Source organism: Asticcacaulis sp., assembly GCF_027484505.1.
Taxonomy (GTDB): Bacteria; Pseudomonadota; Alphaproteobacteria; order Caulobacterales; family Caulobacteraceae; genus Asticcacaulis.
The window spans coordinates 1-24,079 of the sequence record NZ_JAIXSV010000364.1 but is presented as its reverse complement, the minus strand read 5'-3'; the positions used below and the strand labels follow the sequence as shown (position 1 = coordinate 24,079).

Below are 24,079 nucleotides of genomic sequence, written 5' to 3'. Positions count from 1 at the left end.
TATTGGTTAATGAAAGGTCTTTACCGCCGTTAACCTTTGTGGCAGTGGTTGGCACCGTTCCTGCTTAGAACAGGACAGGCAGCCACATCCTGTACCCATACGGGATAACAACGCTGCACAGAGGCGGAGACGATGATGCGGGCACTGGCCGTGGCGATGGTGGGTATGATGTTAGCGGGCACCGCCGGTGCCGCCGATCTGCGCACCGATGTGTCCAAGGCCCCCTTTAATGGCCTGTCCACCTCGCTCAAGGGTGACTTTGACGGCGATGGCCGCATCGACGACGTGGTGTTCAGCGCCGAAGAGGGCGACCGCCAGGCCGTCTATATGCGCCTCGGCCGCGGCGAAGAGGTCAAGGTGATCAGTCTCGATGCGCGTCTGGCGGCGCAGGTGCAGCGCGCACCGGCGGCCACCTATGCCGTCGATTGCGGCAGCTTTGCCGACCACTGCAACGGCGATATCGAAACGCACACGGACGGTCTGATCCTGTCGCTGGATGACGGCGTAACGGTACTGGTACACTGGAACGGTCAGGCCTTCGATCAGGACTTTGTCCACAGCGATGAGGTGCGTTTAAGCCGCGCTGTGGCGACCCTGTTTGCCTTTAATCCGTAAGCAAAAACAATGCTCTGGTGTCTAAATACCGGCGCCCTTAAGATAGTCCCGTTTTTTAGATTTAATCGCATTCTCAGGCTTCCGTTAGCCCTGAATTTTAGGTTTTCATCAACCCCCTGTCCTTAAGCCTTTGGACCTGGGGTGTGGCGACGCCATGGCTGGCGTCGCACAGAAGAAAAGACATATTATGGGACGTTCGGCTGACTATTCCGGCGAAAGGTGCGCCATTGCGGCGGCTATAGACATCGTCGGAGAACCGTGGACCCTGCTCATCGTGCGCAATGCCTTTCTGGGGCATAGCCGCTTTGAGCAATGGCAAAAGAGTCTGGGCGTGGCGCGCAATGTGCTGGCGGCGCGGCTGAAGCGTCTGGTGGCGCTGGGCCTGATGCAGGCCGTGGTCTATTCCGAGCGTCCGTTACGGCATGAATATGTGCTGACCGAAAAAGGGCGCAGCCTCAAGGGCGTTCTGGTCGCGCTCTATGGCTGGGGGCGTCAGCACGTCTATGACGACGACGATGTCCCCTTCTTTGAACTGGTCCACGACGACTGCAAAGGCATCTTTATCACCCAGCCCAAATGCGAGGCTTGCGGTGAGATGATCGGCGAACACAGCGTACTGAAGGCGCGCGAAGACGGCCGGGGTATGACCCTGTCGGAACTCTATGCCCGCAAAGGTATGGCACTCGATTAAACCGCTAAGTCTACCGCACGGGTGCGTTCGATAAAGCCGCCCCCCAGCACGCGGTCTTCGTCCGATGGGTCGTAGAGGACGCAGGCCTGACCGGGGGCCACGCCTTCTTCCGAAGCGTCAAACACCACCTCGACCTGACCCTCATGCAGGTTGAGCCGCGCCGGGACCGGCGGGCGGGTCGAACGCACGCGCGCCAGCACCGGCAGGTGGGCGGCCGCTGCCGATTCCAGCGTCTCGTGATCGCCCAGCCAGTTGGTTTCCTTCATGACGAGGGCAGCCGTGTTCAGCGCGTCACGCGGGCCGACGATAACCCGGCGCGTCTCGGCATCGAGCCTGATGACAAACAAGGGCTCGCCCACGGCGATATTGAGCCCGCGCCGCTGACCAATCGTATAGCCGGTAATGCCCTGATGCCGCCCCAGAACACGTCCATCGAGGTGCACAATGTCGCCCGCCTCGCGGCCTTGCGGACGCAACCGGTCGATCAGGGTGGTGTACTTGCCTTCGGGCACAAAACAGATGTCCTGCGAATCCGGCTTGGCAGCGACGTTGAGTCCCATCTGGCGCGCGATGTCGCGCACCTGCGGCTTGGGGATGTCGGCCAGCGGAAAGCGCAGGAAGTCGAGCTGTTCGCGCGTGGTGGCAAACAGGAAATAGGACTGGTCGCGGTTGCGATCGACGGCGCGGCGCAGTTCGGCGCGGTTGCCTGTGTCTCGGCGTTCGACATAGTGCCCGGTGGCCATGGCTTCGGCCCCCAGATCGCGGGCGACATCCAGCAGATCACGGAACTTGACCGTCTGGTTGCAGCGGATGCACGGCACCGGCGTTTCGCCGCGCAGATAGGAGTCGGCAAATTCCTCGATCACCGAGTCCTTGAAGCGGCTCTCATAGTCCAGCACGTAGTGGGCAATACCGATCTTTTCGGCGGCGATGCGGGCGTCGTGGATGTCCTGCCCGGCGCAGCAGGCGCCGGTCTTTTTCAGCGCCTGCCCGTGGTCATAAAGCTGAAGCGTGACACCGATCACCTCATAGCCGGCAGCGTGCAAAAGGGCGGCGGCGACCGACGAATCCACCCCGCCCGACATGGCGGCCACAACGCGCGCCCCTGCGGGCAGGCCGACGCTGTGGCGCACGCGCGCAATCGCATCGCCCAGATCGGCGGCATCGAATACAGGAACAGGACAGGCAGGTACAGAGGCGGTCATGAGGCGCTAAATAAGGCTTTTGAGCGGAAAAGAGTAGGGGGCAGCGGAAGTATTTGCCCAAAACAGAAGGCCCCGCCGGAAGACGGGGCCTTTTTGCTTTCATCCCGAATGGACGGCTCAGGCGCGGGTGCGAAGGCTTTGGGGCGACGATCCGGCGGGAGGGCGTCCCGGGTTTTCATCTCAAGGCCTTCAGACCCAGGCGTGAACGGCACAACATTCAGATGGCCCCGCGCGGGGTCTTTGGACGTGGCTAACCACATCCTTATAATAGACCCTGCGGCCTTGTGGATAAATTCACAAAGCGGTGAGCGGGCCTTATCTCAGCAGGTCAAGCAGGGACACCGATTTGAGATTGGCCACCACCTGCGACGCCGCCTGCACCGTCAGGTCGGCCTGTTCCAGCTTGGTATAGGCTTCGGCCATGTTGATATCGGTTTTATTGGCGATGAGATTGCTCAGGCTGCTTTCCTGACCTTCCAGCGACTTCAGGGTGTTTTCGACGCGGTTCTGGAACGTACCGTTGAGCGCGGTTTGGTCCACCATCTTGGTATAGGCGGCGCTCATGCGGGTGGCGAAGCCCTGAAGCGTGGCCTGCTGTGCATCGGTCATCGCGCCCTGCATGGGGGCATTGGCGTCGATGAAGGCTTTCATTTCGCGAAAGAGCGTGACGCCTTCGGACCCGATCTCGCTGGCCAGCATACCGGTTTGCAGGGTGGTGGTGGCGTCGATCTTCGAAGCTTTTTTCACACTGCCGTTCTTGAAGACATCCGCAGCCGCCGTTCCGGCCAGATCGCTGAGAGAATTGGCCGATAGCGGGGCTTCGCCCTCATTGCCGCCGCCGAACAGGTAGGTGCCCTGATGCTTGTAGTTCAGGCCGTCGGCAAAGGCCATGTAGCTCGATTGCAGCACGGTGGTCAGCCCGTCGAGCGACTTGCTGGCGATGGCGTCCATAATGCCATCCTTACCGGTGGCAATGCCGTCGCTGGCGCGTTCCAGCGCGATATTCTGGCTGTCGAGACGGTCGGACACGCTTTGCGCCACCTGACTGTAGCCGGTGATGCGCTCCAGCGATGACTGATAGGCGGCGATGATTTCCGCGCCGCGGCCATAGCCCGCGAAATCGGTCGCCACTTTTTGCGTCGATAGCTGGTTATTGGCCTCGTCCTTGCGGACCTGTGCCTGCATGAGGTTCGACAGGGCATTGCCCCACATCTGACCGGTAGAGATACGCATCAGTATTTACCTCAGAACATGTTGAACAGGACATCGTACATCTCCTTCGCCGCCTGAATGAGGCGCGAGGAGGCCGAATAGGCCTGCTGATAGGTGGTCAGGTTGATCAGTTCCTCATCGAGGTTGACGCCTTCGGCAGCGCTGCGACGTGAGGAGGCTTCGGCGGCGAGGGCGTTGGCTCCGTCCATGCGCGACTTGGCCGTCGCGGCGGTGGCCCCCACCTGTCCGGCGAGGTCGGCGGCATAGCGGGTGAGTGTCGAACTGCCGCCCGCGTTGGCCCCGGCCGCCTTGAAGGTGACGCTCTTGGTGGCGATGGCCGCCAGACGCTGAGCCCCGCTGCCATCCCCGGCGACCAGTGCCGGTGTCCCCGTAGCCGCAGAAAGGTTCAGCGTCGCCATCGACAGGCGGTCGAGATTGTTGGCGATGGTCGGGTCGAGCGTCAGGCTGTCTGTGCGTTCGGCCGCCAGTCCGCCCAGCCCGAACATCTGGCTGAACGAGGCGCCTGTGCCGAGGCGCGTCGTGGAGTCTTCGGCTATACCCAGACTGTTGGCCGGATTGCCAAAGCCGCGGAAACTCAGTTCGCCAGACGTGCTGAGCGAGAAGGTGCCATAACGGCCCAGCCCGCTGGAGGTGTCGTTCAGCGTATTGACGAGATCCGCCATGGTGCCGCCCGCCGGGAAGGCGATGTCCACGGTTTGCACGCGAGACCCCGAACCATTCATGACATTGAACTTAACACTGCCGCTGTCGAAACCGTGGGCAGAGCTGGCCGTCAGACCGGTGGCGTAGTCGAAGGGTACCTCACTGCGCACCAGATCGTTCAGGCCGAAAAAGTGCGAGAAGCCCTTGCCGTTTTTCACGGCCGGGCTGGTCGGGTCGTCGCCGATGGCCACGCCATAGGTGCTGTTGGTGGCGGTGAAGCTCAGCTTGCCGTCGGCGAAGCTGAGGGTCCCGCTGCCATTCAGGGCCGTATTGATCTGTGATAGCAGGGTCGAGTCTGAGGTCAGGACCGCCGTCCCGCCATTGATCGACACCTGACTGTTGCCGGAGGCATCTCGGCTGAAGGTCAGGGCGACCTTGCTGGCAATTTGGTTCTTGTCATTGAGGACGGTCAGATTGGTCGTGCCGCTGCCTGTACCGGCGGCGTTGGCAAAGCCGTTGAGGGCTTCGGCCAGGGTCTGGTTCATAGCCTTGCCGGTCAGGGCGTTCGGAGCGGGCACAGCCGAGGCGGCGTTATGCGCGGCGTTGAGCTGATCGGCATAGACCGACATATATTCAGCCAGTTGCGCGCTGACGGCGCTGGACTCTTTGTCGCGCACGTCCAGAAGCCCGCGCAGCTCACCGGTCTTGATATGCTCGGAAAAATCGCGCTTTTCCCCGTTCGGCCCGGTGACGATGATCGGGTTGAAGTTCGTCGCGGCGGTGACGGGGTTGGTCGGCTGATAGGACAGGGCCGCCCGCTGATCACCCGCCAGCACCATGCCTGAGGTGGTGCGTACCGTCACCCCGCCATTGCTGTTGGTGCTGACTTCGACGTCGATCAGCTTCGACAGTTCGTCGATATAGCCCGTCTGTTTGGTCTGCGCCCCCGAAGCGTCGCTGCCGTTGACATTGGCCTGCGAAATGGTTGGGTTGAGGTCCGAAATATTCTTGATCAGGTCATTGATCGCCTTGATCGTTGTGGCGACGCGGCTATCGGCATTGGCGCGCGCGCTCTGGATTTCTCCGGAGATGCGCTGGCTCTCGTCGAAAAAGCTTTCCAGCGCTGACAGCACTTCCTGACGCGCCGCGCTGGACGCCGGGGTTTCCGCCGCGGTGCCGGCGGCCGACAGGGCCTTGTCACCCAGATTGAACAGGCCATTCTTGTCGGTCAGGTCGCCAAACTGCGACTGGATCTGGTCGAACAGATCGTGGAAGACCTCGGCCTGCGAAGCGGAGGAATTGGCCCGCACGGCCGCCTGTTGCAGGTATTTGTCGGCGGCCAGCATCACCTGACCGGCCGTGACACCGGCCCCCTGAGAGCCGATGACGCTGGCCTGCTGGGTGCCCACCTTGCGGATATAGCCCGGCGTATTGACGTTCGAGATATTGTCCGAAACGACGCGCAACTGGCTTTGCGCCGTCATCAGGCCGGAGGCACCGATATTCAGGATCGAGTTGAGCGACATGATCAGGCCTCCCGCTGAGGCGTTTTAGGCAAGCCTTGCCCGACGAGCGGCAGAATTTGCCGTCCCTTCCGGACCGAGTTGAAAAATTTATTCATACTTTTCATTGACTTGCTTTTTTCCGCGCGCGGCGCAATGCGTAAACCAAAAGGAAGGTTTCAAATAGGATGCCACTCTGAAATGTCGCTCGGATCGGGGGGCAGAGAGCGACCGCCCCCGGCAAGTTTGTTCCGGCTGCGGGGGCGTCATCCCGGCAAAATACGCCGGGCATCATTTGTTAAAATTAATAAAAACAATAACTTATTATCTGGCATGACCTTTGCGATCAACGGATGACGATTTTCGGACGCAAAAGGCGTTCGCTTGACCTCAGCCGTGGCTCCTGAACGGAGGCGACGGCCCTCAGCGAAGATGCCCCTTTTGTCCGCAGACCTGCTGCCTTCGAACGCGACCCCTCTGCCGAGCGCCCCAGTGGTCGCTACGGGTGGCACGGGTGCGGCCTCTGTTGAGGGGGAGGCGACGCTGGCGACCCTGTTCACGCAGGCTTTGGCGGCGGCGCAAACCGACGAAGCCGGGCCGCTGCCGCAAAGCGTGTCTTCGGAAACCGCTGACGATACGCCGGAACCGGCAAAAGGGACGGGGGAACTGAGCCCCGATCTGCTGGCGCTTCTGCTGGGGCAGCAAGCGCCTCAGCCCGTTGTTGCGGCCGCCCAGCCCGCAGCGACAGAGGCCGTGGTCGCTGACGCTCTGGCTGCGACTGCCGTGCCACAGGCGATTGGTGAAGGGACTGTGACCGCTCCGGAGCTTCAGGCCATGCCAACGCCCGCCACTGCGGCCTCGGCATCAGCGTCCCCCCTGGTCAAGGGCGCGGTCGCGCTGCCCCTGCCGACCCTGACGGGAGCGGCCGCACCCCAGACAACAGATGAGGTCGCGGAGGACGCCGTATCCGATGATCTGAAGCCCGCATCGGACAAGAACCCTGCCACTGACACCTCGGTGACGCCAGCGGCGAAGGTCGAGGGGCGGTCTTTGTCCGACACCCTGCAAACCCTGTCCGGCGCGCTGAATGGCAGCGGCTCCACGGAGGCCAGCCCCCAACCGGCGACGACGGTGCCGGCACAGCCGTCACAGGCCGCCAATCCGGCGCTCAGCCAGATTCAGGCCCAGACCCTGCCGCAAACCGACAGCGGGGTGCGTTTCACACCGCCCGCGCCGACGGCGCAGGACACTGTCCGCACCTATAGCCAGTCGGCCCACGCCGCCGAAAACATCGCCGCCCTCAGCGCGCAGATTACGCGGCGGCTGGGCAGCAAATCGACCAGCTTCGATATGGAACTGCGCCCCACCGATATGGGCAAGGTCGAGGTGAAGCTCGAAATCGCCCACGACGGCAAGCTGACGGCGCATCTGCGCTTCGACAGTCCGGTGGCCGAGAGCGAGTTCAAGGGCCGTCAGGACGATCTGCGCCGTCAGTTGGAGCAGGCGGGATTTCAGATGGATGACGCCTCGCTGAGCTTTACCTCCGGCGATCAGGGGCGCGGTCGTCAGTACACGGCCTCGCAATCGTCCGACTACGAATTACCGGTGCCGGAGGCCGATACCGCGGTCGCCGAAGCCCATACGCTTATCGACGCGCAGCTTATGGCCGCGTCTGCCGATCCCGCCTTTTATGCCCGCCTGTCTGCCGATGGCTACGGCGCGGCGCGCACCCTTTCGCTCAGTTTGCTCGTGTAAGGAACTGTCATGGTCACGTCTGTATCCAATACGTCCGGCACGAATACCAGCGGGACATCCACCACCACCTCAACGACCGGTGGGCTGGCCACCACCTATGAAACCTTTCTGGGTCTGCTGACGGCGCAGATCAAGAATCAGGACCCGTTGTCGCCGATGGATTCCACGCAATGGACCAACCAGCTTGTCCAGTACACCAGCGTCGAACAGCAACTTAAGGCCAATGAGTATCTGAAGTCGCTGGTGGGCCTCGGTGCGGGCAATGTGGCCAATTCGGTCAATATGATCGGCAAGACCGCCGTGGCCGACATCGATACCCAGACCTTCAAGGACAAGCCGCTGACCTGGCATTACGAACTGGCCAACTCGGCGTCACAGGTGGGTGTCGAGGTGCTCGATGCCGATGGTAAGACCGTCTGGAAAGGCACCTCTGACCAGCTGAAAAAGGGTGACAACAGCTTCACCTGGGATGGCAAGGATTCGACCGGCGCTACGGTGAAGGAGGGCAATTACACGCTCAAGGTCACCGCCACCGGGGCCAATGGCACGGCCATTTCCAATGCCATTTCTGTTCAGCAGCGCGTCGATGCCACCGAACTGATCAATGGCGAGATCGTCCTGCGTATGGGCTACTCGCTGATCCCCATGTCCTACGTCACCGGCGTGCGCGAAACCGCCGATGCCTGATCCCATCCTCTCCCTTTTCCTGCGTTTTTGTCTGGAGTCTGAACTATGAGCCTGAGCGCCTCCATGCAGGCCGGCGTTGCCGGTCTGGCCTCCAATTCCAATGCCCTGTCGGCGATTTCCAACAATATCGCCAATTCCAACACCACCGCCTATAAGCGCGTGCGCACGGATTTTCAGTCGATCGTCACGGCGTCTTCCACGCCCACGGGCTATAATGCCGGCGGGGTGTCCTCAACGACCCGTCACATGATCTCGACGCTAGGCACCCTGCAAAAGGCGTCGAGCCAGCTTGATCTCGGCATCGACGGTCAGGGCTTCTTTATCACCACGCAGTCGTCGGCTCCGACCGCCGAAGACGCGCGCGTCTTTACCCGTGACGGCTCCTTCTTTGCCGATGAAGACGGCTATCTGCGCAACGCTTCGAACCTCTATCTTCAGGGCTGGCCCATCGCCGCGGGCGGCAGCCCCACCCTGTCGGCGGCGGACCTCAGCCAGTTGCGCACCATCAATGTCGAAAACATCGCCGCACAGATCGAACCGACCACCTTCGCGGAAATTGTCGGCAATCTGAACGCTAATCAGGCGGTTTCGGATCGTGCCGATGAATACGCGGCCAGCCCGACCACCCTGCCGATGGCGGCCTATGATGCCTCCGCCCCGAATACGACGACCTCCACCCGCCCGGACTATGAAATCACCATTCCGGTGTCGGACAGTCAGGGTGGCGAGCGCAAGCTGACCGTTTCGATGATCAAGCTGGCCGCCGATCCCACCGCCACACCGCCCATCGCCGCCAATACCTGGGCCTATGAAGTCTGGTCGCCGGATGTGAAGGACTCGACCGTGACACCGGCGACCGCCGCGTCCACCAACGGGATCGTCTCACGCGGGCGTCTGGTCTATAATTCGTCGGGCAAGCTGAGCGATATTCAGGACTCGACGGGCACCTCTACGGGCTCCACCGCGCTGAACCTGAGCTTTAACTGGAACAGCGCCATCGGCGTCGCCGCTCAGACGGTCAAGGTCGAATTCAATGGCGATCAGGGCGGCCTGACGCAGCTCAACTCCGCCAGCACCAATCGCGTGGATGCCAATGGCACGCCCTTCTCCGGCCTCGACAAGGTGCAGATCTCGAAGGAAGGGCTGGTCACGGCGATCTTCAAGAACGGTTCGACGCGCGACATCGCGCAACTGGCTCTGGCGACCTTCGTCAATGCCGACGGTCTGACGCCGGTGTCCGGTAACGCCTACACCGTATCCAATGACTCCGGTCCCCTGACACTGAAGGTGCCGGGCGTTTCCGGGGCGGGTCTGCTGGGGGTAGGCACGCTTGAGGCCTCAGACGTCGATCTCTCCGAAGAATTTACCAACCTGATCGTCACCCAGCGTGCGTATTCGGCAAATTCCAGAACCATCACCACGGCCGATGAGATGATGCAAGAGTTGCTGAACATCAAGCGCTAAGTATTGAGTTTGATTAACTTGTAATAACGAGCGGTAAAGCATGGTGAATGGAATATTAATATCCTGATATGCCGTTATTAGTAATATATTTACTAAGGCAATTAAGCGGATATTAGATTCCATGCGTTATCTTGGCATCCATGGTGATGGTAAGAAAGGCGTGAAGAATCATGCTGCAAGAACAACGCCGCGATAGCAAAGGCGAAAAATACGTGATTGGACCAACCGGTGCCAAATTAACCCTGAACGACCTGCCGCCGCCGGGAACGGAGCGTTGGGTCATTCGGCGCAAGGCCGAAGTCGTGGCCGCCGTACGGGGGGGCTTGCTGACCTTCGAAGAGGCCTGCGAACGCTATGGCATTACCTCCGAGGAATTCCTCGGCTGGCAAAAGGCGATCGACAGCCACGGTATGGCGGGTTTGCGCACAACGCGCATCCAGCAGTACCGTTAGAGCGCTTTCCGAAAAGTGTGAGGCACTTTTCGGGTAGAAAAGCGCGTTAAACCAAAAATTTAGAGCGTATTTCGTTCCGATTCAATCTGAACGAAAAGCGCTCTAATCCGACAGGGACCCGGTGAAAGCCGGGTCTTCCTGCTTCACGACCGAGGCTTTAAGCCGGTCGGTGTTAAGAATTTACCCGTTTACCCGATCCCTTAACGGCTCGTTTACGCTTCACTGGGAAATTACTGCCTAGTGACCCGCAAACGGGTCCGTAGTTGTGTCTGATGGCAGGGTATCGGGGTCGTGGATTTCCTCAAACAGTTTGGGCTTAGCCGTCTGGCCGTCATTATCGGCGTGTCTATCGGTGTGGCTGCCGTGCTGGCGGCGATTGCGCTGAACATGACGGGCAAGCCGCAGGCGTTGCTCTATTCCAATCTCGATCTGAAAGAAGCCTCAGAAATCACCGCCGCGCTCGATCAGGCGGGGATCAAGTATCAGGCCAAGGGTGACGGTTCGACCCTGATGGTGGACCGCGATACGGTGGGCGAAACCCGCCTGATGCTGGCTTCCAAGGGGCTGCCGACCGCTGGTTCCGTCGGCTATGAGCTGTTCGACAAGGCCCCGGCGCTGGGGCAGACCGAGTTTGTGCAGAACCTCAATAATCAACGCGCCCTCGAAGGCGAACTGGCGCGCACCATCGCCTCGCTGAAAGGCATTAATTCGGCGCGCGTGCATCTGGTCATGCCCAAGCGTGAGCTGTTTCAGGAAGAGGCCGCGGCACCCACGGCCTCGGTCGTGGTGGGCCTGAGCAATACCGAGCTGAGCGGTGATCAGGTGCGCGCCATCCGCAATCTGGTTGCTGGTGCCGTGCCGAACCTCAAGGCCAATGCGGTCACGCTGGTCGATGACAAGAACCGCCTGCTGGCCGCCGGGGGGGAAGATGACAATCTGCTGGGGGCTGGTGGAGCTGAGCGCAAGACCGAGATCGAGGAAACCCTGCGCAAGCGGGTGAAGGACATTGTCGAAGGCGTGGTGGGCCCCGGTGCGGCGCGCGTGACGGTGACAGCCGACCTCGACCTCAACTCGCTGACGCGTGAACAGACGCAGTATGATCCCGATGGTCAGGTGGTGCGTTCGACCCGCACGGACACTTCGACCGACTCCTCCACCGACAATGCCAATAACGGTACGGTAACGGCGCAGGCCAACATCCCCGGCGGTGCGGCGGCCCCCGGACAGGGCGCGACGGGTAATCAGAGCGAAACGACCGGCGAACTGACCAACTACGAAATCTCCAACACCAAGACGACCGAAGTGATCGCGCCGGGCGCTATCAAGAAACTGGCCGTGGCGGTGGTGGTCGATGGCACCTGGACCCCGGCCGCCGATGGCAAGTCGCCGCCGACCTATGCCCCGCGCTCAGCGCAGGACATGCAGCAGATCGAGGAACTGGTCCGTGCCGCCATCGGCTATACGGATCAGACGGCGACCAACCCCAATGGCCGCAAGGACGAGCTTAAGGTCACCAATATCCGCTTTGCGCGTGAGGCGGCGGGTCTGGGCGGCACGGCGGCTTCGGCAGGCATGTTTGATTTCACCAAGGACGACATCGTCACGGCCATTCAGTGGCTGATCCTGCTGGTGGTGGCGCTGCTGGTGCTGTTCTTCGTCGCCCGTCCGCTGCTGAAATTCGTCAATAACGGCGCGGTGGCCGGGCCGGGCGGTGTGCCGGCTCTGGCTGGCGCCGGTGGCCCGGTGCAGATGGTGATGGGGGCCGATGGGGTGCCGGTCGCCGTACCGGCCGGGGCGCTGGACTATCAGGGCGCGCCGGGCACCGGACTGGCGATTTCGCCGGTCGATAGCCGCATCGATATTGCCAAGATCGAAGGTCAGGTGAAGGCCTCATCGGTCAAGCGCGTATCGGAATTCGTGGAACGCCACCCGGAAGAATCGATCTCGATTCTGCGGTCGTGGCTGCACGACAGTTAAGGCGTAACCTATGGCGAAGAACATCATAGACGACCCCAAACGACTGAACGGCGTGGAAAAAGCCGCCGTGGTCATGCTGGCGCTCGGCGAAGAGCATACCGAGCTGTGGCGTCAGCTCGACGAGGAAGAGATTAAGGAAATCTCTCAGGCCATGTCGTCGCTGGGCACGGTGTCCTCGAACGTGGTCGAAGAACTGCTGGTTGAATTTGTGTCGGGTCTGTCGAATTCCGGCACCATTATGGGGTCTTACGAACAGACCCAGCGCCTGCTGCAATCCTTCCTGCCGTCGGACAAGGTCGATGCCCTGATGGAGGAAATCCGCGGTCCGGCCGGTCGCACCATGTGGGACAAGCTGGGCAACGTCAACGAAGCGGTGCTGGCCAACTATCTGAAAAACGAATACCCGCAAACGGTCGCGGTGGTCCTGTCGAAGATCAAGTCCGACCACGCCGCGCGTGTTTTGTCGGCTCTGCCCGAAGACTTTGCGCTGGAATGCGTGCAGCGGATGCTGCGCATGGAGCCGGTGCAGCGCGAAATCCTCGACAAGATCGAACAGACCCTGCGCGTGGAGTTCATGTCGAACCTGGCGCGCACGTCGAAGCGCGACTCACACGAACTGATGGCCGAAATCTTCAACAATTTCGACCGCCAGACCGAAAGCCGCTTCGTCGCCGCGCTGGAAGAACGTAACCGCGAGTCGGCGGAACGTATCCGCGCCCTGATGTTCGTGTTCGAAGACCTGTCGAAGCTCGATCCGGGCGGCGTGCAGACGCTGCTGCGGGCGGTGGAAAAGGATCAGCTGGGGCTGGCGCTCAAGGGGGCGTCGGACAGTTTACGCAACCTCTTCTTCTCCAACATGTCCGAGCGCGCGGCCAAGATCATGCGCGATGACATGAACTCAATGGGGCCGGTACGGCTGAAAGACGTCGATTCCGCGCAGATGGCGATGGTGCAGGTCGCCAAGGACCTTGCGGCTAAGGGCGAAATCATGCTGGCCGGTCAGGGAGGCGATGATGAGCTTATCTATTAAGATCATCAGCGCCGACAGGGCGCAAGCGCGCCCCGGCGATGTTTCGCCGCCCTCGCGGAGGCCTTTGGCCGTGAGCGGAAAAGTGCGGATGATGAGCTTATCTATTAAGGTCATCAGCGCCGACAGGGCGCAAGCGCGCCCCGGCGAACCGTCGCCGCCCTCGCGGAGGCCTTTGGCCGTGAGCGGAAAAGTGCGGATGATGAGCCTCATTTTCTCCTCCCTGTCGCGCAGCGATGGGGAGGTGGCCGCGAAGCGGACGGAGGGTGATGACGCGGGTGTTTCCGCGCGCGTCTCCGTTTGGCTTTGTCCCCCTCCGTCTCGCTGCCTGACGGCATCGATCCACCTCCCCATGCTGCGCACAGGGAGGAGATTATCCGCATGACCCATACCCCGCCCCGATATAAGAAGTTCGACTTCGGCACCGTCTATGGCGACGGCGGGCATGTGCTGGCCAGCACCCCGAAGGAAAAGAAGTTCTTCACCCCCGATGAGGTCGAGGCCATTCGTCAGCAGGCCTATACCCAGGGCGAGCTGTCGGCCATGGCGCGCGCTCAGGCGGCGCAGGCGCAGGCCGTGCAGGCTCTGGCTGAGGCTGCGGGGCATGGGCTTGAGGCGCTGAACTCTGTGCTGATGAGTCACAAGGCCGAATGCGTCGAACTGGCGCTGGTCTGTGCGCAAAAGATCGCCGCTCAGGCGCTGGAGCTGTTCCCCGAAGCGCCGGTCAAGGCGGCTCTGGAGGCGCTGGGCGAAGAAATTTCCGGTGCGCCGCGCCTGATCATCACGGCCTCCTCGCCGGACGCCAATCTGCAAAAGGCCGCGCGCGAAGCCGCCGCCCTGACCGGTTTTCAGGGCGCGATTCAGTTTCGTGAGGCCGGTGGTCGCCACGTCGGCGCGTTCGAGATTCAGTGGCCGGAAGGGCGCGCCGCCTATGATCCGGACCGCATCACCGAAGCGCTGCGCGCCGCGCTCAAAGAAGTCTTGCTGGCCGAAATGGCCCACAGTCAACACCCGGCCCACACGCCGGCAACCCGAGAGGCATCATAGCCATGTCTGAGAATTTCCAGCTGGAAGAGTTCGGCGAAGGTCAGGCCATGGTGCCCGGCGGCGACGACGAAGGCACCAAGGCGGCGGCCGATCTCGCGCCGGTCTTCGATGTGCCGGTCAATATCTCCGCCGTTCTGGGCAAGGCCTATATGTCGGTGTCGCAGCTTCTCAAGCTGGGGCAGGGCAGCGTGCTGGAGCTGGACCGCAAGGTCGGTGAAGCCATTGATATTTACGTGAACAACCGCCTGGTCGCGCGTGGCGAAGTGGTGGTGGTGGATGAACGTCTGGGTGTGACCATGACGGAAATCATCAAGTCTGAAGATTCGGCCGGGTAAGGAGTAGGGATATGAGACTGCTGGTTGTTGGACGCCTGAGCGGGCAACTCTCCGCCGCCGTGAAGATGGCTATGGATGCCGGGGCCAAGGTGGCGCACGTCGAAACCGTGACCCAGGCCACGGACGCGTTGCGCAAGGGGCAGGGCGCGGACCTGCTGATGGTCGATTACGAGCTGGATATCGGCGCGCTGATCGAAGCCAATGAGCGCGAACGCATCCACGTTCAGGTCGTGGCCTGCGGCGTTAATCCCGACCCGCGCAAGGCGGCGCAGGCGATTACCGCCGGGGCCAAGGAATTCATCCCCCTGCCGCCCGATGCCGAGCTGATCGCCGCCGTTCTGGCCGCCGTCGCCGACGATTCGCGCCCGATGATTTCGCACGATCCGGCCATGCAGGCGGTGATCAAGCTGGCCGATCAGGTGTCGGCGTCGGACGCCTCGATCATGATTACCGGCGAAAGCGGCGTCGGTAAGGAGGTCATGGCGCGCTACGTCCACGAAAAATCGAAGCGCGCGCAAAAGCCGTTCATTTCGGTCAACTGCGCCGCCATTCCGGATAATCTGCTGGAATCCGAGCTGTTCGGTCACGAAAAAGGGGCTTTCACCGGCGCCATGGCGCGCCGCATTGGTAAGTTCGAAGAAGCCGACGGCGGCACCCTGCTGCTCGATGAAATCTCGGAAATGGACGCCCGCCTTCAGGCCAAGCTGCTGCGTGCCCTTCAGGAGCGCGTCATCGACCGCGTCGGCGGGGCCAGGCCGGTGCCGGTCAATATCCGCGTGCTGGCGACCTCCAACCGCAATCTGGCGCAGGCGGTCAAGGACGGCACCTTCCGCGAAGACCTGCTCTACCGCCTCAATGTCATCAATCTGGCCATCCCGCCGTTGCGCGAACGCCCGGCGGATATTGTGGTCCTGTCGGAATTCTTCGTGAAGAAATATTCCGAGGCCAATGGCATCCCGCTGAAACCCATCGGGATGGAGGCCAAGCGCCGGCTTCAGGCGCACGGCTGGCCCGGCAATGTGCGTGAGTTGGAAAACGCCATGCACCGCGCGGTGCTGCTCTCCGCCGGATCGGAAATCGATGCGGAAGCCATTCGCCTGCCGGACGGTCAGCCGCTCAATCCGGTAGCCCCGATCGGCATGGACTATATCAATCGTGCCGCTCAGGCCGCCGAAAGCGCCGCGCGCACCTTTGTCGGCTCCACCGTGGCCCAGGTCGAACAGAAGCTGATCCTCGATACGCTGAGCCACTGCCTCGGCAACCGCACCCACGCGGCCAATATCCTCGGCATCTCGATCCGCACCCTGCGCAACAAGCTGAACGAATACGCGGCGCAGGGGCTAAGCATCCCGGCCCCGCAATCGGGCGCTTCGGCGGCTTAAGTGTTGAAGACGTTGAAGGTTTAAAATTCCGGGGCCAGTTGGCCCCGGACCCCGTAACCGCGCGCAGATGAACAGGAATGGTGCGAGAAAAACCGTTTAATGATTTTGCCCGAAGGGCCTTTCTCATTGCGTAACAGGCAGGGTTGGGGGCGCTTCGCGCATAGTATACGCGCAATGAAGTTCGTGCTTTTCGTGCCGTTCGTGGCTAAAATCTGCGTTGCGTCTACGCAAAAGACCTTGACCGATTGCGTACGCAATCATCCGGGTGCAGGGCTGTGCCCCTGCCCGCCGGAGGCCTATCTAAAAACGGCTATCCTTAACCGGCCTTAACCCTTTCTTCACCACGCCATAGGTAATTTTTGCCTAATGCCCGCAGTGCGTCTGCGGGTGCGTAGAGGCCTTTGTTTCGGGGACAGTGAGTGGCGGACGCGGCAACAGCCAATACAGGGGTTCAGCCCTTTAAGCTGTCTGAGGTCGCGGGCTGGCTGAAGCGCGGTGAAGTCGTGATGGCCGTCGGCATCATGATGATCATCGTCTTCCTGATCATCCCTATCCCGGCTATCCTGCTTGATCTTTTGCTCTCTATCTCGATTGCCACCTCAGTGCTGATCCTGATGACGGCCATCCTGATCAAGAAGCCGCTGGAATTTTCCGCCTTCCCGACGGTGCTGCTGATCACCACCCTGTTCCGCCTGGCGCTGAATGTCGCCTCAACGCGCCTGATCCTCAGCCACGGCCACGAAGGTCACGCCGCCGCCGGTGCGACCATTCAGGCCTTCGGCAACCTGATCATGCAGGGCAACTTCATCATCGGGCTGATCGTTTTTGCGATCTTCATCCTGATCAACTTTGTGGTCATCACCAAGGGGTCCGGCCGGATTGCCGAAGTGTCGGCGCGCTTTACCCTCGACTCGATGCCGGGCAAGCAGATGGCCATTGATGCCGACCTGTCGGCGGGCATCATCGACATGGAAGAGGCCAAGCGCAAGCGCAAGGAAGTCGAGATGGAGTCGAACTTCTTCGGCGCCATGGACGGCGCCTCGAAGTTCGTGCGCGGTGACGCCATTGCCGGGCTGATCATCACCGGGATCAATATTGTCGGCGGTATCCTGATCGGTATTCTGTCGCACGGTATGCCGGCGGGTGAGGCGGCTTCGACCTATATTCAGTTGACCGTTGGTGACGGTCTGGTGACGCAGATTCCGGCCCTGATCATCTCGATGGGCGCGGGCTTTCTGGTGTCGAAGTCGGGCGTCGATGGCTCGGCCGATAAGGCGCTGGTGGCGCAGCTGGCCATGAACCCGGTCGTGCTTGGCATGGTGTCGGCCACGGCGGGTGTGCTGGGCCTTGTGCCCGGTATGCCGATCATTCCGTTTGCGGCCATTGCCATCGGGGCGGGTTTTCTGGCGTGGAAGCTGGGGCGCAAGCCCAAGGAAGACCCTGCCGCGGCGGCGGCCGCACTTGAGGCCGCGCCTGCCGCGCCGACCGAAGAAACCATGGCCGAAACGCTCGCTATCGACGACGTGAAGGTCGAACTGGGGCTGGGGCTTCTGGGCCTGATCAACGACAATGACGGGCGCAAGCTGACCGATCAGATCAAGGCCCTGCGTCGGACTCTGGCGCAGGAATACGGCTTCGTCATGCCGTTTGTGCGCCTGATGGACAATATGCGTCTGCCGACACAGGGCTATGCCATCCGCCTCAAGGAGATGGAGGCCGGGGCCGGTGAGGTGCGTCTGGGGCAACTGATGGTGATGGACCCGTCCGGACGTCAGGTCGAACTGCCGGGTGAGCATATGAAGGAGCCGGCCTTTGGTATTCCGGCGACCTGGATCGACAATGCCCTGCGCGAAGAAGCGACCTTCATGGGCTATACGATCGTCGATCCGGCCACCGTCCTGACCACGCACCTGACCGAAATCCTCAAGGACAATATGTCGGAGCTGCTGTCCTATTCGGAGGTGGCGAAACTGCTGAAAGACGCGCCGGAGGGGCAGAAGAAGCTGATCGACGACCTGATCCCGTCGGTGGTGACGGTGGCGACGCTGCAACGGGTGTTACAGGCGCTGTTGAAAGAGCGCGTCTCGGTCCGCGACCTGCCCGCTATCCTCGAAGCGCTGGGTGAGGTGGCCCCGCATACCAAGTCGGTGACCCAGATGGTCGAGCACGTGCGTTCGCGTCTGGGGCGGCAACTGTGCTGGCAGAACCGGGCTGAGGACGGAGCCCTGCCCATTGTCACCCTGTCGAACGACTGGGAAAACGCCTTTGCCGGGTCGCTGATCGGGGTGGGCGAGGAGCGGCAATTGTCGATGGCCCCGTCGCAGCTTCAGGAATTTATCCGTGCGGTGCGCGATACGTTCGAGCAGGTGTCGATGTCGGGTGAGGTGGCGGTGCTGCTGACCAGCCCCGGCATCCGCCCCTATGTGCGCTCCATCGTTGAGCGCTTCCGCGGCAATACCACCGTCATGAGCCAGAACGAAATCCATCCGAAGGTCCGCCTGCGGACGGTGGGGCAGGTGTAGTATGACGAATGCACTCGATAGGGATGATGAGCATTTCAGCGACTACGAGCGTAAGATCGTTCGTTGCGTGCGGGAATATGGCTGGTTCGCGACAAGTGTCTTAGCGGACGAGGAGGGTTCGGGTTTTACCTATTCTGTTGGGTTTGAAGCCACTGTTTCGCAGCCTGAAATCATCATGTTCTCTATCAAGCACGGGCATGATTTTCTTGGCGATATCTACAGCCTTATGAAGAACGGAAAAACCTTTGAATTGGGCATCAGGGTTCCCGAAATTTTGCGAAATCTCGATGTTGTTTTCCTTCCGGTTGATAAGCGCTTTTATTCTGAATACCCCTTATCTGCCCGTTGGTTTTACGGACATGAGAATTTTGCCCTTTGGCAAATGGTATGGCCGGATCATAACGGGCTGTTTCCATGGCAGGATGGCTTTGCCCCTGAGTTCGCGGAGTCTCAACCTGACCTGAGTTTTGGCAATTGGGGTGGCTTGAAAACGGAATAGTTTGGCTCTTATGCCTTTAATGATTCTCCGTTATCTCTTGACAGAAGACGCCGTTTTCCGGCTTTAGGACCAAAAACGCACCAGCGTTTCAAAGGAACCAATATGGGCGTGATCAAAAAAGCCTTCGGCAGCACAAAGCCGAAAGACATCGTCGTCGATCTGATGACCTTTGACCGCCTGCTGACCAAGCCGGTCATCCATATCATCTACTGGGCCGGTCTGGCGCTGGTGGCGCTGGGGCTGTTTGCCGTGGTGGGTGGCACGGTCGGTATTGCCATGCGCGAAGAAATGCCGTGGGGGATTTTTCTGGCCGTGCCGTTCCTGATCGGCGGGCTCCTGTTCCTCGTGGCGGCGCTGCTGCTGTGGCGGTCCTTCTGCGAATTTTACGTCGCCATCTTCCGCATCGCCGATGATCTGCGGGCCTTGCGCGCGGTGACCGAAGGCGCGAAGCCGGTTGTGGCTGAGCCCGCCGCCAATCCGGTGTTCACCGCCCCCGTCGAGGCCCCGGCCGCCGAAACGGTCGAAGGCGATGTGCTGGAAAACCCGTTCTTCGTCGGCAAAAAAGCGGACTGAGTTATAGAGCCTTGACGAAGGCCTGACCGACGGGTTTGAGCTGCCCCGCATCATCGAACAGGAGCGGCTCGTCAGCGATCAGCCCCCTGTCCTTGCGGTTATACCACGAGTCCTTGTCGCGCAGGCCCCAGACGGTCAGGCCGAATTGCTGCGCCGAGGGCAGGGCCGCATAGGCTTCTGCGGCCTCTTCATAAAGGGCGCGCTGGGCGTCGCGGTAATCCTTGAAATCGAGCGCGTTTTTCGCGGCCTCTTTCAGGCTGATGTCGAGTTCCGACAAGTGGATCTTCAGCCCCGTCGCCGCCAAATCGCGTAGGGTCTCGCGGACCGCGCCCCTGGGCAGATCGGCGGCGATATGGGTCTGCGTGCCGAGCACGTGCAGCGGCACGCCGCGCTTCAGCATCCCCTCGACCAGAGAGAGGAAGGATTTGCGCTTGGCCGGATAGTATTCGAGATTGTAGTCATTGAGGATCAGCGGGCAGGCGGGGTCGGCCTCATGCGCGGCCTGATAGGCGATGTCGATATAGGCGTCGCTTAAAACCGCGCGCCACAGACAATCACGCAGGTCCGAACCGTCGTCCAGAATGGGTTCATTGACCACATCCCAGCCATCGACATGGCCTGTGTAGTGGGTCATCACGTCGCGGATATAGGCGCGATAGGCGGCTTCGAATGCCGGGCGGTTGCCTTTCAGCCTCTGGAAATGCTCGCCGTCCTGCGCGTACCAGATCAGGGTGTGCCCCACAACGGACTGACCATAGTTGCGGGCCTGCTGAACGATGCGGTCGGGCGCGTCGAAGCGCAGGCTACCGTCGGGCTGAAGGATATATTCCATCTTCATTTCCCATTCCGGCGTGATGCGGTCGAAATGGGTGGCGATCATGGCGGCCCATTGCGGGTCACCCATCTGCGCGGTCATGGCGCAGACGCCGAGCGGAAAAGGCACGTGCGATTTGAGGGGCGCGATGGCACCGGTGGCCGCTTCGCCGCGCCCGCAGGCGCTGAGCAGGGCGGCACCCATAGCGGCCAGAGCCGTGCGGCGGGGAAGGGCTTGGGGTTTCGATGTCACCTGTCCCCCCGCGATAGTGTTAACCGGCGAAGCGCAGACGCAGGGCGGCTTCGTCCATGGCCGCGCTTTCGCGCTTCAGTTCAGCGGCCACCTTCGACAGGCGGGTCGTTTCGGCGACGTGCTCAAACTTTTTCAGCTCTTCAAAGGCCCCGTTCAGCGAGTCGCGTATACCGGCCTCTTCATGCGCAATCAGCTCCAGCTCAGAGACGCACTGTTCGCGGCGCAGAGCCCAGCCTTTTTTATAGGCGGTCAGGTCGAAACTGAAGGCGGGTTCCTGCGCGGCGCGGGCGATTTCAAGCGCCAGTTCGGCATCGAGCGTCGAAATCTTCATTTCGACGTGGGTGCGGCGGGTAGCCACTTCGGCCAGACGCTTCTGAAGCGTCTCCACCTCGAAGGTCGAAATACGGATCAGAGACTTTACCCACGAGGCCATCACGCAACTCCCTTATTGAGAGCTGAGAATCTGGCCCAAAAGGGTAAAGGAGTCGTCAAGACTTGTGGCCTCATCGGGGCTTTGCGACAGAAAGTGTTCGATGCTGGGGTTGAGCTGAATCGCCCGATCGACCAGCGGATCGGCCCCCGTGCGATAGGCTCCGATGCGGATGAGTTCTTCCATATTGGTATAGGCCGACATGACGGCGCGGGCATTGCGCACCACCTCCCGTTCGGGGAGGGTCTGGCACCCTGGCATGGTGCGGCTGATGCTTTTCAGCACGTCGATGGCCGGAAAGCGGCCGCGTTCAGCAATCGAACGGCTCATCACGATGTGGCCATCCAGAATACCGCGGACGGCATCGGCAATCGGTTCATTGTGGTCGTCGCCATCGACCAGCACGGTGAACAGGCCGGTAATCGGCCCGGTCTGCGTGCCGTCGGGCAGCATCGGACCGGGACCGGCGCGCTCCAGCAGCTTGGGCAATTCGGCAAAGCAGGTGGGGGTATAGCCCTTGGTCGTCGGCGGCTCACCGGTGGCCAGACCGATCTCACGCTGGGCCATGGCAAAGCGCGTCACTGAGTCCATCAGGCACAGCACTTCCAGCCCCTGATCGCGCAGAAACTCCGACAGGGCCAGCGTCATATAGGCCGCCTGACGGCGTTTCAGGGCGGGCTCATCGGAGGTGGCGACGACGACGATGGCGCGGGCAATGCCGGCTTCGCCAAGGGTTTCTTCGACAAATTCGCGCACTTCGCGGCCGCGTTCGCCGATCAGCCCGACCACCACCGCATCACAGGCCGCTTCGCGCGCCAGCATGGACAAAAGCACCGACTTACCCACACCGGAACCGGCGAACACCCCCAGTCGCTGACCGCGGCAGCAGGTGGTAAAGACGTTCATCGCCCGCACACCGAGGTCGAGGCGCTCCCCCACCCGCGCGCGCGAATGGGCGGGCGGCGGCGCGGCCTTCAACGGGTAGCCGATTCCGCCCTTAGGCAGGGGCCCCAGCCCGTCGATGGGATCACCGAAGGCATCAATAATCCGCCCCAGCCAGGCCGTTGAAGGATAGACCTTGGCCCCTTCGTTGGAGATGCGGATTTCGGCACCGGGGGCGACGCCTTCGACCGGGCCAAAGGGCATCATCAGGGCGCGGTCTTCGCGGAAGCCGACGACCTCGACGGGCAGGGGAGCATCGTGGCGGCGCATGATCTCACAGCGCGAGCCCACCTCCATGAACGACATGCCGCCCTTGGCTTCGATCAGCAAGCCATTGACCACGGCCACACGGCCATAGACCTGCATCGGGTCGATATTGCGAGCGGTATGGAGAAGGTCCTGCATGGCGGTGAGTATGGTGAACGGGGCCTTAAGAAAGGTTAACGCTTTTAAACCTTGCTCAACCAACGTAACGCCAAAAAACTTACCCCTTGCAAGCAGGCCTGCAAGGGGTGGACGATCTAGCTTACGGAATGGCTACCGTTGACACACGGCATTTAGCGACTCTGTGAGGTTTTGTCAATTTAAAAGTGAAAGTCACGGTTTTATCAAGCGTTGGCGCAATCACTAAATAGCATCACTCGGCGAGGTACAATATGCTATAAATTTGACGCCAATGTGCTCATTGCAAGTGCGTGGAGAACCACTTTTCTGATTTCTTTTAGGTCATCAGAGGAAATCTTTACAGTCTCTCTACGCCCGGCGACATAGGGGCGATCCAAGCGTTGATTGCTTACCGTTGTTATAAGGTCGCCCTTTACCCAACTATCATCATTTGGGTCGAGGAAAGGGTATGTGCCGGCTGCAATCTTGTGATGAATTTTTGTAGGCGTTCTTGGCGCAACGGTAGATAGCGGAACAACTGTAGTCAGTGCTGTAGTGGAATTTATCACAATGACCTGACGCTGTTTATAGATTTCCGGTTTTACGGCCAATGGCCCCTTCATTATGCCAGGTGGTATAATCTGGTCTGGATTAGGACCAAATTCGCACATTAATACTTGACCAGGTGACGGGCGTATTCCTTGTGGCAAAGCCATTATTTCCCCCAATTTGCCAACTCACCTCTGTATTATAGAGACAAAATGCAAGCTGATTGCAAGTGGGAGTGCGGAGTTATAAAACTATTTGGAGGGGGGATCGATGCGCGCCTATTATACCGCCGACCGGGACAAATTCTTCAGCGATTCCGATGATCAGATTCTCGGTGAACTGGCGCGCGCCAATACCTTTGCGCTCGACCTTGAACAGAAGGGCGCGTGGCTTCAGCAGATACGTATTCTGCGCAATGCTTTGACGACGATCGACGCCTTCACCCTCTATTTTGAGTTCACCATCCCGCGCATGGGTAAACGCGCCGATGCGGTGGTGGTCATCGGCGACTGTATCTTCATCATCGAATTCAAGGTGGGCAGCGAAGGCTTTGACCGCCATGCCATTGAGCAGGTCGAAGACTATGCGCTCGATCTGAAAAACTTCCATGCGGGCAGCCATCACCTGTCGATCGTACCCATTCTGGTGGCGACGCGGGCCAAGACGTCGCCGCTGTCGCAGCCGGAACTGGCGCTCGATCAGGTGTCGAAGCCACTCCTGTCCAGCATCATCGACCTCGGTGACATCCTCCGGCACGTGGCGGCGCAGCACCGTCACCGGCGTCTGGATGTTGTCCAGTGGGCGTCCAGTGGTTATCGCCCGACCCCGACCATTATCGAGGCGGCGCGAGCCCTTTATGCGCGGCACGACGTCAGGGATATTGCGCGCTCAGACGCCGACGCCATCAATCTCAGCCGCACGCAGGATTTTATCGCGGGGGTGATTGAGGACGCCAAATCGCACCATCGCAAAACAGTCTGTTTGAGGTGGTCCCGGAAAATCGGACAAGGTGCTAAGCTTGTGTCGTTCTCTGAGAAGGACGAGACAAATGACAGGCAAACGCACGAAGTATTCGGGTGATTTTAAAGCGAAGGTGGCGC

General features: G+C 60.8%; 22 protein-coding genes. 15 read left to right on the top strand and 7 right to left on the bottom strand.

Going from position 1 to position 24,079, the window contains the following annotated elements; translation table 11 throughout:
* The first annotated feature begins 132 nt into the window (after positions 1–132).
* Both Q0072_RS21305 and Q0072_RS21300 read left to right on the top strand, forming a co-directional pair.
* Positions 133–615, top strand: coding sequence for a hypothetical protein (locus Q0072_RS21305; protein WP_298333926.1), 483 nt, complete (start codon positions 133–135; stop codon positions 613–615).
* 187 nt (positions 616–802) lie between these two features.
* Entirely contained in the window at positions 803–1,306 is a 504-nt protein-coding gene (locus Q0072_RS21300) for a helix-turn-helix domain-containing protein (RefSeq protein WP_298333924.1), read from the top strand.
* Here Q0072_RS21300 and mnmA read toward each other — a convergent pair.
* The 3 genes from mnmA to flgK all read right to left on the bottom strand — a co-directional run bounded on the left by mnmA (position 1,303) and on the right by flgK (position 5,912).
* On the bottom strand, positions 1,303–2,511 hold the full coding sequence (mnmA, locus tag Q0072_RS21295) for a tRNA 2-thiouridine(34) synthase MnmA (protein WP_298333922.1): 1,209 nt from the start codon (positions 2,509–2,511) through the stop codon (positions 1,303–1,305). The genes Q0072_RS21300 and mnmA overlap by 4 nt on opposite strands.
* A 315-nt stretch (positions 2,512–2,826) precedes the next feature.
* The gene (locus Q0072_RS21290; protein ID WP_298333920.1) at positions 2,827–3,744 is read right to left on the bottom strand and encodes a flagellin; all 918 of its coding nucleotides are present in this window, start codon (positions 3,742–3,744) and stop codon (positions 2,827–2,829) included.
* Between the two features lie 11 nt (positions 3,745–3,755).
* Positions 3,756–5,912 carry a flagellar hook-associated protein FlgK gene (gene flgK, locus Q0072_RS21285; protein WP_298333918.1) on the bottom strand — a complete coding sequence of 719 codons (2,157 nt, stop codon included), beginning with the start codon at positions 5,910–5,912 and terminating at the stop codon, positions 3,756–3,758.
* A gap of 417 nt (positions 5,913–6,329) precedes the next feature.
* Between flgK and Q0072_RS21280 the strand changes: the two genes are divergently transcribed.
* From Q0072_RS21280 to Q0072_RS21225, 12 genes are all read left to right on the top strand, one after another.
* The gene (locus Q0072_RS21280; RefSeq protein WP_298333916.1) at positions 6,330–7,643 is read left to right on the top strand and encodes a flagellar hook-length control protein FliK; all 1,314 of its coding nucleotides are present in this window, start codon (positions 6,330–6,332) and stop codon (positions 7,641–7,643) included.
* Between the two features lie 9 nt (positions 7,644–7,652).
* A complete protein-coding gene (locus Q0072_RS21275) occupies positions 7,653–8,330 on the top strand; it encodes a flagellar hook capping FlgD N-terminal domain-containing protein (RefSeq protein WP_298333914.1) in 678 nt (225 codons plus the stop codon).
* Positions 8,331–8,375: 45 nt separating this feature from the next.
* A complete protein-coding gene (locus Q0072_RS21270; RefSeq protein ID WP_298333912.1) occupies positions 8,376–9,794 on the top strand; it encodes a flagellar hook protein FlgE in 1,419 nt (472 codons plus the stop codon).
* 170 nt (positions 9,795–9,964) lie between these two features.
* Positions 9,965–10,246, top strand: coding sequence for a DUF1153 domain-containing protein (locus Q0072_RS21265; protein WP_013478113.1), 282 nt, complete (start codon positions 9,965–9,967; stop codon positions 10,244–10,246).
* 291 nt (positions 10,247–10,537) lie between these two features.
* The gene (fliF, locus tag Q0072_RS21260) at positions 10,538–12,223 is read left to right on the top strand and encodes a flagellar basal-body MS-ring/collar protein FliF (RefSeq protein ID WP_298333910.1); all 1,686 of its coding nucleotides are present in this window, start codon (positions 10,538–10,540) and stop codon (positions 12,221–12,223) included.
* Between the two features lie 10 nt (positions 12,224–12,233).
* Complete coding sequence (fliG, locus tag Q0072_RS21255; protein WP_298333908.1) at positions 12,234–13,253, top strand: flagellar motor switch protein FliG; 1,020 nt, start codon at positions 12,234–12,236, stop codon at positions 13,251–13,253.
* Positions 13,254–13,631: 378 nt separating this feature from the next.
* On the top strand, positions 13,632–14,297 hold the full coding sequence (locus tag Q0072_RS21250) for a flagellar assembly protein FliH (RefSeq protein ID WP_298333906.1): 666 nt from the start codon (positions 13,632–13,634) through the stop codon (positions 14,295–14,297).
* Positions 14,298–14,344: 47 nt separating this feature from the next.
* Positions 14,345–14,632: a flagellar motor switch protein FliN gene (fliN, locus tag Q0072_RS21245; protein WP_049781676.1), complete on the top strand. Its 288-nt coding sequence runs from the start codon at positions 14,345–14,347 to the stop codon at positions 14,630–14,632.
* Positions 14,633–14,643: 11 nt separating this feature from the next.
* On the top strand, positions 14,644–16,014 hold the full coding sequence (locus tag Q0072_RS21240) for a sigma-54 dependent transcriptional regulator (protein WP_298333903.1): 1,371 nt from the start codon (positions 14,644–14,646) through the stop codon (positions 16,012–16,014).
* A gap of 419 nt (positions 16,015–16,433) precedes the next feature.
* Positions 16,434–18,536: a flagellar biosynthesis protein FlhA gene (flhA, locus tag Q0072_RS21235; RefSeq protein ID WP_298333901.1), complete on the top strand. Its 2,103-nt coding sequence runs from the start codon at positions 16,434–16,436 to the stop codon at positions 18,534–18,536.
* A 1-nt stretch (position 18,537) separates the two neighbouring features.
* Complete coding sequence (locus tag Q0072_RS21230) at positions 18,538–19,035, top strand: DUF4262 domain-containing protein (protein WP_298333899.1); 498 nt, start codon at positions 18,538–18,540, stop codon at positions 19,033–19,035.
* Between the two features lie 102 nt (positions 19,036–19,137).
* Entirely contained in the window at positions 19,138–19,608 is a 471-nt protein-coding gene (locus Q0072_RS21225; protein WP_298333897.1) for a DUF4282 domain-containing protein, read from the top strand.
* Between the two features lies 1 nt (position 19,609).
* Here Q0072_RS21225 and Q0072_RS21220 read toward each other — a convergent pair whose 3' ends face one another.
* The 4 genes from Q0072_RS21220 to Q0072_RS21205 form a co-directional block, all read right to left on the bottom strand.
* Positions 19,610–20,674 (bottom strand): endo-1,4-beta-xylanase, encoded by a 1,065-nt coding sequence (locus tag Q0072_RS21220; RefSeq protein ID WP_298333895.1) that lies wholly within the window; start codon positions 20,672–20,674, stop codon positions 19,610–19,612.
* Positions 20,675–20,693: 19 nt separating this feature from the next.
* Positions 20,694–21,107 (bottom strand): flagellar export protein FliJ, encoded by a 414-nt coding sequence (locus Q0072_RS21215; protein WP_298333893.1) that lies wholly within the window; start codon positions 21,105–21,107, stop codon positions 20,694–20,696.
* Between the two features lie 12 nt (positions 21,108–21,119).
* Positions 21,120–22,451, bottom strand: coding sequence for a flagellar protein export ATPase FliI (gene fliI, locus Q0072_RS21210; protein ID WP_298333891.1), 1,332 nt, complete (start codon positions 22,449–22,451; stop codon positions 21,120–21,122).
* A 254-nt stretch (positions 22,452–22,705) separates the two neighbouring features.
* Complete coding sequence (locus Q0072_RS21205) at positions 22,706–23,146, bottom strand: type II toxin-antitoxin system PemK/MazF family toxin (RefSeq protein ID WP_298333889.1); 441 nt, start codon at positions 23,144–23,146, stop codon at positions 22,706–22,708.
* Between the two features lie 103 nt (positions 23,147–23,249).
* Between Q0072_RS21205 and Q0072_RS21200 the strand changes: the two genes are divergently transcribed.
* A complete protein-coding gene (locus Q0072_RS21200; RefSeq protein ID WP_298333887.1) occupies positions 23,250–24,059 on the top strand; it encodes a hypothetical protein in 810 nt (269 codons plus the stop codon).
* Positions 24,060–24,079 lie beyond the last annotated feature (20 nt).